This is a genomic window from Borborobacter xinjiangensis (assembly GCF_047739745.1).
Lineage (GTDB): Bacteria > Pseudomonadota > Alphaproteobacteria > Rhizobiales > Rhizobiaceae > Pseudaminobacter.
The window spans coordinates 295,969-309,615 of record NZ_JBLLVA010000003.1 but is presented as its reverse complement, the minus strand read 5'-3'; the positions used below and the strand labels follow the sequence as shown (position 1 = coordinate 309,615).

The following is a 13,647-nucleotide window of genomic DNA, read 5'->3' as shown; positions in this document are numbered from 1 at the left end:
ATGGCCAAGAAACAACTGTCGCGCGGCGAGCGCGTGATTGCGTTTATTGAGAAATACTGCTGCGTTCCAGAAGGGACATACAATCTCGGCAAGCCGGTCAAGCTTCTGCCATTTCAGCGCAAGTTCATTCTTGAGGTTTACGACAACCCGCATAACACGGCACGCGCTTACCTCTCAATCGCCCGCAAGAACGGCAAGACGGGATTGATTGCCTGCTTGCTCTTGGCGCACATTGTCGGCCCTGAGGCGTATCAAAACAGCCGCATCGTGTCGGGTGCCAGGTCAAGGAAGCAGGCCGCAGAAGTCTTCAACTACGCTGCGAAAATGGTGTGGATGTCGCCGGAGCTTAACAAGCTCGCGAAGTGTACGCCGTCCAGCAAAACTATTATCGGGTACGCAAAGAACGTTGAGTACCAGGCGATTTCCGCAGAGGCGAAGACTGCGCACGGCGGATCGCCAATTCTGGCGATTTTGGACGAGGTAGGCCAGATCAAAGGGCCGACTGACGACTTCGTTGAGGCAATTGTAACGTCGCAGGGCGCGTATGAAGGGCGAGCGATGCTGTTCGCCATATCGACGCAGGCGGCGACCGACAACGACCTTTTTTCCAGATGGATCGATGACGCGGAGACGTCGAAGGACCCGACTATAATTAGTCACGTCTACGCAGCGCCGGCGGATTGCGACGTGCTCGATGAATCTGGATGGGCTGCAGCAAACCCGGCGCTTGGGCTGTTCAAGTCGAAGACAGACGTGCGGAACGCCGCAGCCATTGCATCACGCATGCCCACGGAAGAGGCGAGCTTTCGCTGGCTTCATCTGAATCAGCGAATTGATGCCACGGCGCCGTTTGTAACTCCTGCTGTCTGGCGGGAATGCAACAAGCCGCCTATGGAGTCGTTTAAAGACCGACCTGTTTTTGGCGGCCTCGACCTGTCGGAGGTCAGCGACCTTACGGCGTTGGTGCTTTTGGCGCCGGAGGATGCAGACAAAGGAACGGTTTGGCACGTCAAACCAACATTCTGGCTTCCCGAAGATGGGCTTAGAGATAAGGCCAAGGCTGACCGCGTCCCATATGACGTCTGGCACAGTCAAGAGAAGCTAGAAGCGACGCCGGGTAAGACGATCGAATATGAGTTCGTCGCGCACCACTTGTACGATCTGTTTGGTGAACTCGACATTCGCAAGATTGCGTTCGATGACTGGAACTGGCGGCACTTAAAGCCGTGGCTACTCAAGGTTGGTTTTTCTGAAGAGCAACTTGAGGGCGATGGTGCGCTATTCGAGCCGATGCGACAAGGGTTCAAGACCATTTCGCCAGCGCTGCGTGACTTGGAAAGCCACATTCTCAATAAGCGAATAGCTCACGGAGATCATCCTGTACTCAACATGTGCATGATGAACGCTACGGTGCGGCGCGACCCTGCCGGAAACCGTAAACTCGATAAAGAGAAGTCTCGCGGACGTATAGATGGTGCCGTAGCCCTCGCCATGGCGACGTCAGTTGCGGCAACGTATGAGCCTGCGGCAATGCCAATCGACCCATGGGCTGACCCTGACTTCAAGCTTTCGGTCATATAGGAAGGTATTTGCCCATGTGGCCATTTTCTAGGGCGGAGAAGCGCGCTGACGCGGCTGAAAACCCGCAGGTTCCGCTTTCCGACGTTCGCGTGTGGCGTTCGCTGTTCGGCGAATGGAACGGCGTAGCAGGCGTCGAGGTGACACCAGAAACAGCGTTGACCGTTCCGGCTGTATGGTGCGCGGTCAACTTCTTGGCCGGCACGATTGCCAGCCTTCCGCTGCAGGTCTTCGCCAAGACGGATAAGGGGCGGGAAAGCAACGACAAGGATCAGCTTTACGGCATCCTGCATGATGCGCCGAACGAGGAGTGGACGTCGTTCGCCTGGCGCAAGTACAGCATGGTGAACACGCTCATTCACGGTCGGTCCCTGACCTTTATTGAGCGGAACAAGGCGGGCAGGGTGATGAACCTATGGCCGCTTGATCCGCTGAAATGCATGATTGAGCGTCGAGAGGGCCGCAAGCGGTACGTTTACGAGGACGGCGGTCGCAAGGTTGTGTATGCGGCGTCGGAAATCCTCGATATTCCGTTCATGTTGAAGGCGGACGGCGTCTCGCATGTAAACCCTATCGACAAGCTTAGCGGCGCTGTCGGCCTTGCGCTGGCACTAGAACAGTATGCGCAGAAGTTCTTCCTGAACGGTGGCGTGCCGCCATTGGCGCTTTATGGGCCAATGAAGTCGCCAGCATCTGCTGGGAGAGCGGCGACAGACATCGCCCAGGCGGTTCGAGATGCGAACTCCGAGCGTCGAAATGTCTTGATCATGCCAGACGGGCACGAACTCAAGCCGGTTGGGGTGGATCCTGCCGACTCGCAGATGGTTGAAGCTCGGCGCATGCAGATCGAGGAAATCGCCCGCGTTTTCGACATCCCGCCAGTGTTTTTGCAGGATCTTACGCACGGGACGTTCTCCAACACGGAACAGCAGGACCTCCATTACGTGAAGCACACCCTGACCCAGTGGACGAAAGCCTGGGAGCAGGAGTTGAACTTGAAGCTGTTCTCGGCGCGCAATCGCACCAAATATTGCGAGTTTAATGTCGACGGACTTTTGAGGGGCGACTTCAAAACCCGGATGGACGGGCTGGCCCGCGGTGTGCAGGGAGGCATTATTAAGCCTTCCGAAGCGAGGTCATTTGAGAACTACCCGGATGCTGGGCCGGACGCCGACAAGCTTTGGATGCAGGGCGCAATGGCTCCCATGGACGTGCTTGCGAAGGGGCCGGTCAAGCAGCCGGCGCCCGCTCCTGTAAATGACAACAACGAAGATGAGGCGAACGCCGCATGACCAAGATTGAGAAGCGCGGCGGCCTTTTGGGCGTTGAAACCCGCGCTGATAATGAGACGCGGACCCTGACGGGATATGCCGCGATCTTTAACAGTGACGCGGATATTGGCGGCTGGTTCACGGAGGCAATTGAGCCGGGTGCTTTCACTGGCGCACTTACCGCGGACGTTCGAGCGCTCGTCGATCATGATACTGGCCGTGTCATTGGCCGCACCAAGAGTGGGACGCTGCGATTGTCGCAGGACGCAAAAGGTCTGGCCGTAGAGATCGACGTTCCAAACACGACGGACGGCAACGACCTGTGGGCGCTCGTCGAGCGGGGCGACATTTCCGGCATGTCGATCGGGTTCATGGTCACCAAGCAGGAATGGGACGAGACGGTTGACCCGCCGAAGCGCACCATCAAGGAGGTTGAGTTGTTTGAGGTGAGCGCAGTTGCGTTCCCCGCCTACGACGACACCGAATTGGGCAAGCGTTCCCTTCAGGAATGGCGAGACGCCCACGCCGCATCTCCCGAAGATGAAACCACGTCCGATGAGGACAACACGAATCCGGCGGCGACTGACTTGCCGGTACGGAAGGCCGCGAACACAAGGACGCGACTTTCTATGAGCCTGGACCTGAAGGTCCGCAAACGCGGCTAGTCGCCGCACGCACCACTACAACTTAGCAGGGTCGCTTTGGCGGCCCTTTCTTTTGAAAGGGGACTTGATGTCCACTATTGCAGAACTGCGCGCAAAGCAGGAACAGCACGTTGCTGAGGCGCGCGCCGCCCTTGCCGAAATCAAGGACGACACCGCGGAAGACCGCGTAGCCGAGCTTGAGACCCAGCACGACCGTGCTATGGCTGAGTACGACAAGCTTGAGGCGCGCATTGCTCGCGAAGAAAAGCTTGCTCAGCGCGAAGCTGAACTGAACGCCGCCGATGAGCGCCGCCCGAACGGCGAAAACCGGCAGGTGAATCCCGGTGGTTCGGAAGGCACCGAAGAGCAGCGCGTTGCCAAACGTCTTGCAGCGTTCCGCAGCTACCTGCGCCTTGGCTTGGAGGACATGCCGGCCGAAGAGCGCAAGATTGTTCGCGAGATGCGCGCGCAGGGCACCACGCCCGACAATAAGGGCGGCTATCTGGTTCCAGACGGCTTTATGGCCGAACTGATCAAGTCGCTGAAGGCTTGGGGTCCGATGCTCGATCCGGGCGTAACGCGCCGCCTTGATACTGCGACCGGCAACTCGATTGCTTGGCCGACGATGAACGACACCTCGAACAAGGGTGCGCTTATCGCAGAAAACACGCAGGTCACCGCGACTGACGTGACGTTCGGCACCAAGACCCTTGGCGCCTACAAGTACACGTCCGGTGTTGTGCTGGTTTCTTCGGAACTCCTGCAGGACGCCGCGCTCAATGTTGAGTCGATCGTCCGCGATGCTATGGCGGAGCGCATCGGTCGTATTGCCAACGAGCATCTGACCATTGGCGATGGCACTGACAAGCCGAACGGTCTCATTACCGCTGCCGGCACGACTGCCGCTGCTGCAGCAGCCGCCATCTCGTTCGACGACATGATCGAGCTGGAGCATTCGGTCGACCCGGCCTACCGCTCGGACCCGAGCGTTCGCTGGATGTTCAATGACACCACGCTGAAGGCTCTTCGCAAGATCAAGGATCTTGAGGGCAACTACATCTGGCAGCCTGCCGATGCGAAGGCCGGCGCACCTGCGACGATCCTGAACTACGGCTACAGCATCAACCAGGATGTTGCCTCGGTTGCGGCTAGCGCCAAGTCGGTCGCGTTTGGCGCGTTCAACCGCTACGTGGTCCGCATGGTCAAGGAGTTCGCTATCCGCCGCCTCGTCGAGCGGTATGCAGACTTCGACCAGGTCGGCTTCATCGGCTTCACCCGCTTTGACGGTGAGCTGCTTGACGCCGATGCCGTCAAGGTTCTCGCCCACCCCGCAGCTTAATTTGAGACGGGCGGCCTCGGCCGCCCTCTTACTTTTCCGCGGAGGCGTGAATGAAAGTGAAATTGACCACCAGTTTGGCTGGTGATGGCTTCTCCTACCGCTTCGGCGAGATCGTCGAGCGTGACGAGTTGCTGAAAAAGATCGGCTCTGGCGTGGACAATGTCAGCGTGCCGTTTGTCGAATCCAAGGTTGAGCGCGCTGTAAAGGCGCCGCTAGCGAAGGAAACTCGCGACAAGGAAGCGCGGTAATGAATGAGTGGTCGCGATTGTCGCTTGTCACCGCGGCCACAACGCCGGTTGTGACAACGGTCGAAGCCAAGCGGCATATGAACGTCTTTCACGACGATGATGATACGCTGGTGGATTTGTATGTCACGGCGGCCACCGAGTTGATTGAGGGGCCGAATGGTATAGGCATTGCGCTTAGGCCGCAGACTTGGCGCTTGTCGCTGGATTACTTTCCGGCGGAGATACGAATTCCGCTTGGGCCTGTGACGGGCGTGACGAGCGTCAAATACACCGATACGACGGGCGCTGAACAGATCGTTACTGGCTACAGGCTGGACAAGGACGCGCAGCCCGCGCGATTGCTGCCCGCGCTGGGCGCGTCCTGGCCGACTATTTGTGATCCTGGCGCTGTGAAGGTTGAATTCAAGTGCGGTTACGCAGAGGTGCCGTTTGTGCTGAGGGCCGCAGTGCTTCTGCTTGCGGGCCATTGGTACAATAATCGCGAAACCGTCGACGACACCAGCCTGAAAAAAATTCCCTATGGCGTGGATACCATTCTGGAGAGGTATCGCGTCGGGAGGTTTGGATGAACAGGAGAGATAGTTGGTAGACCTAGTAATTACTCCCGCAAGCGTCGTGGCCGACAGCAACGTTACGCGCGATAGCGGCACGGCAGGCGAAGCCATCGCGGCTGGTCAGGCTGTTTACCGCAGTTCGACCACCAACAAGTGGATGCTTGCAGATTCGAACAGCGCGACCGCAGAGGCTCGCAAGGCGACGGGTATCGCACTGAATGGCGCGGCGCTCAACCAGCCTGTCACGGTCGCCAAGAATGGTGACGTAACGCTTGGTGCTGTGCTTACGGCCGGAACGGCATATTACCTATCGGACACACCGGGCGGGATTTGCCCCGTGGCGGACATTGGCGCGGGTGAGTATGTCTGCCTTTTGGGTTTGGCAAAGTCCACGAGCGTTCTGGCGCTTGGGATCCAGTATCCGGGCGTGAGCTTGTAACGGTAAGCGATAGGAGTAGGCATGTGGATCCGGGTTACTGAGGATTTTGACTGGCGGCAGCCCGGATTTACCATTGCTTACAAATCCGGGTGGGTTGGCAACGTTCCGCACGAAGCCGGCGAGGCTGCTATTGCGGCGGGCAGGGCAGTTCGGCTTAAGCCGCCACGGAAGAGTGAGGAGCCGCAGGAAAGGCTCGAACAGAAGGAGGATGACAATGACTGAAGTTGATTGTACGTGCGAGCCGGTTATTGGTTGCGAGTCGCTAATCGGGTATGCCTGCGGTGGTGTCCCTGTAGTAAAGTTCCGCGATAGCGATATCCTGTTTGTGCGCACAGAGCGCACACTAGCCGCAGACAAATACCACGAAATCCGCGATAAGATCGAGGATGATTTGCGTCACGCGGGCGTCAATTCCCCGCGCGTCGTCGTATTGCCCCCGCATCTCGACATTTCGATCCTAGACCGCGATGCCGCAGAACAATAGGCGAGCAGGCGCTTTACGCTCCCTCTGCAACATACAAGGCTGGGTAGAAGAGCCAGATGAGTGGGGCGGGACGAAGCAGGTATTCGGCACGATTGCTACGGTCGCTGCACACTTCCAGCCCTTGCGCGGGACCGAAAGTGTCATGGCTTCGCGGCTCGCTTCAGAGCAGCCATTCGTAGTTACGGTGCGCTCCTCTACCCAAACAAGAGCCATTACACCGGCCCATAAGCTGCAGGACGCGCGCAACACGTCACGGATGTTCGACATCAAGGCTGTTGCGGACCCGGATGGAAAAAACCAGTGGCTAGAATTGCTGGTGGTGGAGGTAGTGACCTGATGTGTGTTGAGTGCACCTCAGAAAACCTATACTACTAAGTTTCGAGCTTTCGCTGACCCTGAAATAAAGAAGCGAGTGTCGGACGGACTTAAGAGGGCATTCGCAAACCCAGAAGTGGCCGCGAGGAAAGTCGCCGCTGCGGAAGAGGTAAATTCTCGACCTAGCGTCATAGCGATCAAGCGAGAAAAGAGCGCAAACCTACGAAAGATGGAAGGGCCGAAGGGAAAGCCATACAAGGGCGTGGTGTCGGGGTGGAAAGAAGGTGTCTGGTTGGCAAGAATAAAAGTTGATAAGAAAAATTTCACATATGGGCCGTTCAGAACACAAGAAGACGCAGCAAAGGCCTACGACGTAGCAGCGATAGGGGCCTGGGGCGCGGGTAACTGTTATCTGAACTTTCCAGATACGGCGCACCATGGCTAAAAGCATCATCGGACTAGACCGCCTCAACCGCAAACTAAAGAAGCTTCCTGCTGCTGCTGAAAGAGCAATTCGCGAAGCTATGGCTGCAGGCGCCGACGAAATCGTCGCCATGATGGCGTCGTTGGTGTCAGTAGATAGCGGCGACCTCCGCGGTTCGATTGGCTGGGCATTTGGCGAGGCGCCAAAGGGGGCGCTAAAACTGGCGACGGTTAAGGCTGCAAACGGCAAGACGGTTATCACCATTTACGCCGGCAACAGCGAAGCGTTTTATGCTAGATGGGTGGAATTCGGAACGGCAGCACACACGGCCGGCGGCATGTTTAATGGCTCTACAATTCCAGCTATTCCTGCCTCTCCGTTTTTCTACGTCTCGTTTCGCAGCCTACGACGCCGCACAAAGTCGCGCATTACGCGCGCCATAACGCAATCAGCAAAACAGGTGGCGGCAGGTGGCGGATCCAGTTCTTGAACTCCAGGCCGCCATATTAGCGCGGCTTAAATCGCAGGCAGGCGTAACTGCGTTGGTCGGATCGAAGGTTTACGACACCCCGCCCGTTGGCGCAGAAATGCCGTACATCAGCATCGGGCCCGGCAATTACCAGACCGAAGATGTAGATTGCGTCTACGGCGGTGAGGCGATGATACAAGTCGACGTCTGGTCGAAGGCCAGCGTCCTGTCGGAGTCGCGACTTATCGCGGGTGCGGTACGGTCTGCGTTGCGAGGGTGGGAGCCGGCACTGGCAACCAATTCGGTTGTAACGTTCGACCATTGGCGTACCGATTACATCGAAGACGATCCGATCAAGCATGTATCGATCCGCTACACGGCGATTATTGAAGAGCCGTAACCGCGGCGCACCACATCCCCATCACCAAATGGCCGCCATCGAGCGGCCTTTTCTTTAGGAGGCCACATTGGCTGCACCAGTTACTGCAAAGTTCGGGAAATTTCGTATTCTTCTTGGGGACTCGGCCAGCCCGATGGTCTATAGCGCCCCATGCGGCTTCACCAGCAAGTCCCTGACGCTTGGAAAGTCGCTCTCGGAAGTTAGTTTGCCGGATTGTGAAAATCCAGATTTGCCGATCACCATCGGGAGAGATGTTCAGAGCATCTCGGCTTCCGTGTCTGGCGAGGGCGTTCTAGCCGCAAGCTCTGTTGAGACATGGCTAACCGCCTACGAAAGCACAGACAGTGTTCCGGTGAAGATTGAGGTTGAGTTCTCGACCGGCGTCGTTACTTGGACGGGAAACTTCCATATAGAGTCGCTTGAACTTGGCGCCGAGCAGGGCGGGCGCGTTACGCTCAATGTATCGATGCAAAGTGACGGCGAGTTGGTCCGCACGGATACGTTGGCGTAATGTCACGGGATGGGTCTGTTGAGCTTCCTTGGGCGGATGGTGATTACACCTTTCGCCTTGGCTGGAAAGAGATAGTCAAGCTTCAAGAGGCGGTGGACGCTGGCCCTTACTACATCTACGGCCAGTTTTTAGCGTCTGCCAGGATGCTTCTTGATCCGAGTGCCGCAAAAGGCATGCGGATTGAGTACATTCGAGAGGTTATTCGGTGGGGGCTCATTGGCGGCGGCAAGTCGGCCGAAGAAGCCAAGAAGCTTGTCAGCCTTTACGTGGAGGCGATGCCGCCAGATGCGAACTTAGAAGTTGCCGCGAAGGTACTTGGTGCGGGGCTGATGGGAGCGAAGGACGAAACGGTGGGGGAAGCCGACGCGGCAAGTCTAACGGCGACAAACTAGACGACTTGCCGCGCGGTAAAATCCGAATTGCCTCACTATACGGCAATGGTGCCGTTATGGGCTTCACGCCGCAGCAAATTGACGCAATGTCGATGTGGCAGTTCATGGCCGCCGCGGAGGGATACGTTAAGGCGAACAGTGGCGAGGAAGGGCTAAGTGCTTCTGAAGTAGACGAGCTTTGGGCTTGGATTACCTCTTAATCCAAGCCAGCAGCGTTCCTAAACCTGGCGCGTGCGAGTTCGAGCCTCTTTGTGGCGTCCGTCGTTACTGCCTGGCATGCAGTACGATCGACTATCATTCGCGTGCCTTGCAGCTTCTTATCGATGTCGCTGACTAACAACATCGCGTCAGCGCGCGACTTCCCCGCCATCGTTAGATCGTTAACGGCGACCTGCCTGTACGTTTCATAGAGTGCAGGCAGTCCGATCGTCTCTCCGCACATACGGAATGACGCCATCGTCTCAACGTTGGCATCGAACATCTCTTTGGCCGCAGCGTACGGGTCTTGGGCGACAGCTGCCCCGGACGCGAACAAAGACGCCACGAAAGCAATTCGGGAAGTGTAGATGGCCACGGACATAGAGCGTCTTGTAGTACAATTATCAGCCGACGTAAAGAAGTACGAGAACGCACTTAATAGGGCTCTCGGTGTCACCAATCGCCAGACAAGAGCGATGGAGAGCCGCTTCGACCGTATGAGCAAGAACGTGTCGGCGTCACTTGCTAACACGCTCCGCAACACAACTGCTCTAGTCGGCGGTGGCCTTGGCGTGCGTGAAATCGCGCAATACGCTGATGCCTGGACAGAGGCGGGGAACAAGATCCGCGCGGCAGCAACGTCTGCTGGCGTTCAGGCGCGGTCTTTGGAGGAGTTGAATAAGGGGGCTAACGACGCTCGTACTTCGCTGGCCGGCTATGCCGACCTTTATGCCAGACTTATTAGGTCTGCGGCGGGTGTAGCTAAAAGCGAAAGCGAAATTGCAGCGGCTACGAATGCGGTCTCTAAGGCATTCAAGGCAGGCGGAGCATCAGCAAGCGAGCAAGCTGCGGGTATTCTCCAGCTTGGTCAGGCATTGGGATCTGGCGTTCTGCAGGGCGACGAGTTGCGCTCACTGCGTGAAAACGCGCCCATTGTAGCACAAGCTATCGCCAAGGAATTCAATGCTACCATCGCTGGGCTGAAGCAGCTTGGCGCAGACGGCGAACTTACGTCCGACCGAGTCTTTAAGGCTATTCTGGCGGCGATACCGGACATTGAGAAGCAATTTGCCGCGACCAATAAAACGATTGGCGATGGCTTCATACAGGTCAAGAACAACCTTACCGAATACATTGGCACGATGGCCGAGGCAACGGGTCTCACGGAAGCCATCAATACGGTTCTCGGCGCGCTTGCGGGGAATATTACCTCCGTAGCGAACGCCGCTGCCGCGGCGGGAGTTGTGCTTGCCGCTACGTTCGGGCGAGGCGCAGCATTGGGCGCGGTCGCCGCGCTGGCAAACCCATTCGTTGCTCTTGCTGCAGCTGTCGGGGCGGCAGCATATGCGATCACGCAGCTTTGGGACAACATCGTCCCGCTACAGGGAAGCCTTGCCACTCTTGGCGACTACGCAGCGGCCTTGTGGCAGGTCTTGGGCGATGGTGCTGCTACGGTTCAGCAGACTGTTGTGGATGCCTTTAATACGATTGTAGACGGCATCAACGGCGCCCTGTCTGGGGTTGGGACATCTATCTCCGGATTGTGGGAGATGGTTAAGTCGGGCGTCAATTCGATCATCGACGCTTTTGCCCGCATGGCGGACTTGATACAAGCCGCCTTCGCCGCCGTTCCTAACGCGGTGGGAAGTGCAGTCGTCGCGGCTATGAATACCATGATTTCCGGCGTAGAGGCGGGCATCAACAAAGTAATTCAGGCTGTAAACGCAGCTATTCGCTCCATAAATAGTCTCAGTGGTTTTGCGGGTATCGCGCCCATCGGTGAACTGTCTACGCAACAACTAGGCCGCATCGAGGACTCGTACGCAGGGGCTGCTAAGGCTGCCGCTGGCGCGTGGAACGATGCTATCAACCGGGAGACGGTCGATTACCTTGGCATGGCCGGGAAGGGCATCACAGATGCAACTACCGGCGCTGTTGACGCTATCGTTTCCAAGGCCAACGAGGTTGCCAACGCTCGTAGGGAATTGGAGCGCGAGACTAACAGGGGCGGTGCGCTTACCGGGTTAGGTGAAAACACCGCCGGTTTTGGCGGCGGTATTGCTGGCGCGGGCGACGGTAGCGGCGGCAAGAAGAAAAAAGGAGGCGGCCGCTCCAAGCAAGACGAATTCGCTCGCGAAATCGAACAAATAAAGGAACGCACTGCCGCCCTGCAGGCCGAAACTGCCGCCATGGCGGGTATCAACCCGCTTATCGACGACTATGGCTATGCGCTAGAGAAGGCGCGAGCCAAACAGGACTTGCTTACTGCGGCAAAGAAGGCGGGAATTGCGGTCACTCCGGAGCTTGCTGCCAAGATTGATGAGTTGGCAACTGGCTATGCGAACGCAAGCGCAGAAGCCGATAAGTTGGCCGAAAGCCAAGACCGTGCACGTGAGATGGCGGAAGATTTCCGCGAACTCGGCAAAGACGTTCTGGGTGGATTTATCAAGGACTTGCGCGACGGAAAGTCCGCATCCGAGGCGCTGGCCAACGCGCTAGGCAAGGTGGCAGACAAGCTCCTCGACATGGCGCTGGACAGCATGTTTGGCGGCGGTGGCCTGTTCGGGGGTGGCGGTGGCCTGTTTGGCGGCGCGATCATCCCCGGCATTCTGCATTCCGGCGGCGTGGCCGGCCGTGACGGCTACGGGCATGGACGGGCGGTGTCTCCATCGGTCTTTGCTGGCGCCAAGCGCTATCACAAGGGCGGTGTCGCCGGTCTGATGCCAGGAGAGGTTCCCGCCATTCTGCAGCGCGGTGAAGTCGTCATTCCGAAGGGCACTAAGGCTGGGGCGACAGCGGGTCCGCAAAACCTGAACATCAACGTTAACGTCGATGGCGCCAATGGTGACGAGCACGTCATCAGCCTTGTGCGCCAAGGCGTGAGCGCCGGTCTCACCCAGTACGACAAGCAGTTGAACCATACGCTCAGCGGCAAGATAGCCAACGCGCAGGCGCGGACGATGTAGTCGCGCTTGCCCATTTCTAGGAATAGCAATGACCATTCGTTGGCCGAGGGCGGTTCTTCGCCCTCAAAACCCCAGCTTTGACATAGCGCCTCGCTCTTTGGCTGCGCCCGCCTCTGTTTCGGGCGCTACACAGGTCGTGTCGTCGGATGCCGGAATATGGAAGGCGACGTTCGGCAGCGTCATCATCCGCGATCGGCAGCATGTGCTAGCTTGGCGGGCGATTGCCAACTTGCTTGAGGGGCGGCTGGGGTCGATTTTGGTTCCGGTCTGTCGCGGTTACCAGCCGGTACCGGAAGGCTCCAAGCCGCTTTACGAGCCTGTGCCACATTCAGACGATGCATTCTTTGACGACGGGACCGGTTATGTCGGCCGCGTCATTGATGTGGTGACGGTCGGCTCCATGGCGCTGCGAGCGGTGTCTGGAACGGTCGCGGTGAACTATGCCGGCACGATTGAGCCGGGTCAGCATTTTTCGGTTGGCGAGCGGCTGTATCGGGTGCGGTCGTTCAATCCTGATACCGGTGCAATCACATTCCGTCCGCCGCTGCGCGAGGCCGTGCCGTCCGGGACCAACATCGAGTTCGACGAACCGGTCGTGAGGATGAGGTTAGCCACTGATGGTGAAATGGACCTGCCGCTCGATCTCGGGCGGTTCGCGTTTCCAAGCGTCAACTTTATCGAGGATCTGTGATGTCTGAAATCAGTGAAGATCGCGTGCGCGAAATCATTCGCGAGGAACTGTCAAAGCTCATGCCGCCCGCCTTGGCAGAGATCGAGCGGAAGCTGCCCGACATGCTGGATCGGCTTAAGGCCCGGAGCATGTGATGGCATTTTTCACACCCGAGCAGATTGCAATCCTTTCGGCCTCGACGGTGCGCGTCGACCTCCTTGTGAAACTCGAATTTAGATCATCCACGCAATACCTCTGGAATGGCAGCACCGATCTGGTGACTGGCGGGCAGACATGGAAGCCGATGCATGGCACCGGCGTTATCGACGGACTCTCCGCGCCGACAGGCACGGCGGCTGAGGCGGTGACATTCCAGCTCAGTGGCTTGCCAGACCAGGCGACCGACCTGCTCAGGATGGCGCTGGAAGATAAGCAGGACGCGACGCAGCAGTTAGTAACGGTCTACCTGCAACTGTTCAATGCGGACTGGCAGCCGGTTGGTGTGCCGATCGGCATCTGGTGGGGCTTTATGCAGCCGGCGCGTGTCACGCGGACGCCGATGCAAGGCACGGAAGGCGCGATCCAGTCGATCACGCTGCAGGCCGAGAATGCCTTCTTCAACCGGTCGCGCCCGCCTTATGGGCGCTATACCGATCGTGATCAGCAGAAGCGATATCCGGGCGACAAGTTCTTCCAGTTCACGCCGTCGCTCCTGTTCAAAACCTTCACATATCCGGACTGGTAA

The 13,647-nt window shown here is 57.9% G+C and carries 17 protein-coding genes; all 17 read left to right on the top strand.

Annotated elements, in window-relative coordinates:
* The 17 genes from ACLKMW_RS06025 (at position 1) to ACLKMW_RS05945 (ending at position 13,647) form a co-directional block, all read left to right on the top strand.
* Positions 1-1,581, top strand: coding sequence for a terminase large subunit (locus ACLKMW_RS06025; protein WP_415723482.1), 1,581 nt, complete (start codon positions 1-3; stop codon positions 1,579-1,581).
* Between the two features lie 14 nt (positions 1,582-1,595).
* Positions 1,596-2,870 carry a phage portal protein gene (locus tag ACLKMW_RS06020; RefSeq protein ID WP_415723481.1) on the top strand — a complete coding sequence of 425 codons (1,275 nt, stop codon included), beginning with the start codon at positions 1,596-1,598 and terminating at the stop codon, positions 2,868-2,870.
* Positions 2,867-3,514, top strand: coding sequence for an HK97 family phage prohead protease (locus tag ACLKMW_RS06015; protein ID WP_415723480.1), 648 nt, complete (start codon positions 2,867-2,869; stop codon positions 3,512-3,514). Before ACLKMW_RS06020 ends, ACLKMW_RS06015 begins: the two co-directional genes overlap by 4 nt.
* Before the next feature lie 67 nt (positions 3,515-3,581).
* Positions 3,582-4,832, top strand: coding sequence for a phage major capsid protein (locus ACLKMW_RS06010; RefSeq protein WP_415723479.1), 1,251 nt, complete (start codon positions 3,582-3,584; stop codon positions 4,830-4,832).
* Positions 4,833-4,882: 50 nt separating this feature from the next.
* A complete protein-coding gene (locus ACLKMW_RS06005; protein ID WP_415723478.1) occupies positions 4,883-5,080 on the top strand; it encodes a hypothetical protein in 198 nt (65 codons plus the stop codon).
* Entirely contained in the window at positions 5,080-5,649 is a 570-nt protein-coding gene (locus ACLKMW_RS06000; protein ID WP_415723477.1) for a head-tail connector protein, read from the top strand. Before ACLKMW_RS06005 ends, ACLKMW_RS06000 begins: the two co-directional genes overlap by 1 nt.
* A gap of 13 nt (positions 5,650-5,662) precedes the next feature.
* Entirely contained in the window at positions 5,663-6,073 is a 411-nt protein-coding gene (locus ACLKMW_RS05995) for a hypothetical protein (protein WP_415723476.1), read from the top strand.
* Positions 6,074-6,287: 214 nt separating this feature from the next.
* Entirely contained in the window at positions 6,288-6,557 is a 270-nt protein-coding gene (locus ACLKMW_RS05990; protein WP_415723475.1) for a hypothetical protein, read from the top strand.
* Positions 6,541-6,894 carry a head-tail adaptor protein gene (locus ACLKMW_RS05985; RefSeq protein WP_415723474.1) on the top strand — a complete coding sequence of 118 codons (354 nt, stop codon included), beginning with the start codon at positions 6,541-6,543 and terminating at the stop codon, positions 6,892-6,894. The genes ACLKMW_RS05990 and ACLKMW_RS05985 overlap by 17 nt, the downstream gene beginning before the upstream one ends.
* A 415-nt stretch (positions 6,895-7,309) precedes the next feature.
* Positions 7,310-7,786 (top strand): HK97 gp10 family phage protein, encoded by a 477-nt coding sequence (locus tag ACLKMW_RS05980; RefSeq protein ID WP_415723473.1) that lies wholly within the window; start codon positions 7,310-7,312, stop codon positions 7,784-7,786.
* Positions 7,767-8,165 (top strand): DUF3168 domain-containing protein, encoded by a 399-nt coding sequence (locus ACLKMW_RS05975; protein WP_415723472.1) that lies wholly within the window; start codon positions 7,767-7,769, stop codon positions 8,163-8,165. Before ACLKMW_RS05980 ends, ACLKMW_RS05975 begins: the two co-directional genes overlap by 20 nt.
* Before the next feature lie 67 nt (positions 8,166-8,232).
* Positions 8,233-8,676 (top strand): phage tail tube protein, encoded by a 444-nt coding sequence (locus ACLKMW_RS05970; protein WP_415723471.1) that lies wholly within the window; start codon positions 8,233-8,235, stop codon positions 8,674-8,676.
* Positions 8,676-9,068 (top strand): gene transfer agent family protein, encoded by a 393-nt coding sequence (locus ACLKMW_RS05965; RefSeq protein WP_415723470.1) that lies wholly within the window; start codon positions 8,676-8,678, stop codon positions 9,066-9,068. The genes ACLKMW_RS05970 and ACLKMW_RS05965 overlap by 1 nt, the downstream gene beginning before the upstream one ends.
* A 566-nt stretch (positions 9,069-9,634) precedes the next feature.
* Positions 9,635-12,232 carry a tape measure protein gene (locus ACLKMW_RS05960; protein WP_415723469.1) on the top strand — a complete coding sequence of 866 codons (2,598 nt, stop codon included), beginning with the start codon at positions 9,635-9,637 and terminating at the stop codon, positions 12,230-12,232.
* A gap of 28 nt (positions 12,233-12,260) precedes the next feature.
* Positions 12,261-12,923 (top strand): hypothetical protein, encoded by a 663-nt coding sequence (locus ACLKMW_RS05955; protein ID WP_415723468.1) that lies wholly within the window; start codon positions 12,261-12,263, stop codon positions 12,921-12,923.
* Entirely contained in the window at positions 12,923-13,057 is a 135-nt protein-coding gene (locus ACLKMW_RS05950) for a hypothetical protein (protein WP_415723467.1), read from the top strand. Before ACLKMW_RS05955 ends, ACLKMW_RS05950 begins: the two co-directional genes overlap by 1 nt.
* Positions 13,057-13,647, top strand: a complete 591-nt coding sequence (locus ACLKMW_RS05945; protein ID WP_415723466.1) for a hypothetical protein — start codon at positions 13,057-13,059, stop codon at positions 13,645-13,647. The genes ACLKMW_RS05950 and ACLKMW_RS05945 overlap by 1 nt, the downstream gene beginning before the upstream one ends.

Bases quoted from the DNA above. Each gene is read 5' to 3' on its own strand.
- ACLKMW_RS06025 (WP_415723482.1), top strand. From the start codon at position 1: ATGGCCAAGAAACAACTGTCGCGCGGCGAGCGCGTGATTGCGTTTATT.
- ACLKMW_RS06020 (WP_415723481.1), top strand. From the start codon at position 1,596: ATGTGGCCATTTTCTAGGGCGGAGAAGCGCGCTGACGCGGCTGAAAAC.
- ACLKMW_RS06015 (WP_415723480.1), top strand. From the start codon at position 2,867: ATGACCAAGATTGAGAAGCGCGGCGGCCTTTTGGGCGTTGAAACCCGC.
- ACLKMW_RS06010 (WP_415723479.1), top strand. From the start codon at position 3,582: ATGTCCACTATTGCAGAACTGCGCGCAAAGCAGGAACAGCACGTTGCT.
- ACLKMW_RS06005 (WP_415723478.1), top strand. From the start codon at position 4,883: ATGAAAGTGAAATTGACCACCAGTTTGGCTGGTGATGGCTTCTCCTAC.
- ACLKMW_RS06000 (WP_415723477.1), top strand. From the start codon at position 5,080: ATGAATGAGTGGTCGCGATTGTCGCTTGTCACCGCGGCCACAACGCCG.
- ACLKMW_RS05990 (WP_415723475.1), top strand. From the start codon at position 6,288: ATGACTGAAGTTGATTGTACGTGCGAGCCGGTTATTGGTTGCGAGTCG.
- ACLKMW_RS05985 (WP_415723474.1), top strand. From the start codon at position 6,541: ATGCCGCAGAACAATAGGCGAGCAGGCGCTTTACGCTCCCTCTGCAAC.
- ACLKMW_RS05980 (WP_415723473.1), top strand. From the start codon at position 7,310: ATGGCTAAAAGCATCATCGGACTAGACCGCCTCAACCGCAAACTAAAG.
- ACLKMW_RS05965 (WP_415723470.1), top strand. From the start codon at position 8,676: ATGTCACGGGATGGGTCTGTTGAGCTTCCTTGGGCGGATGGTGATTAC.
- ACLKMW_RS05960 (WP_415723469.1), top strand. From the start codon at position 9,635: ATGGCCACGGACATAGAGCGTCTTGTAGTACAATTATCAGCCGACGTA.
- ACLKMW_RS05955 (WP_415723468.1), top strand. From the start codon at position 12,261: ATGACCATTCGTTGGCCGAGGGCGGTTCTTCGCCCTCAAAACCCCAGC.
- ACLKMW_RS05950 (WP_415723467.1), top strand. From the start codon at position 12,923: ATGTCTGAAATCAGTGAAGATCGCGTGCGCGAAATCATTCGCGAGGAA.
- ACLKMW_RS05945 (WP_415723466.1), top strand. From the start codon at position 13,057: ATGGCATTTTTCACACCCGAGCAGATTGCAATCCTTTCGGCCTCGACG.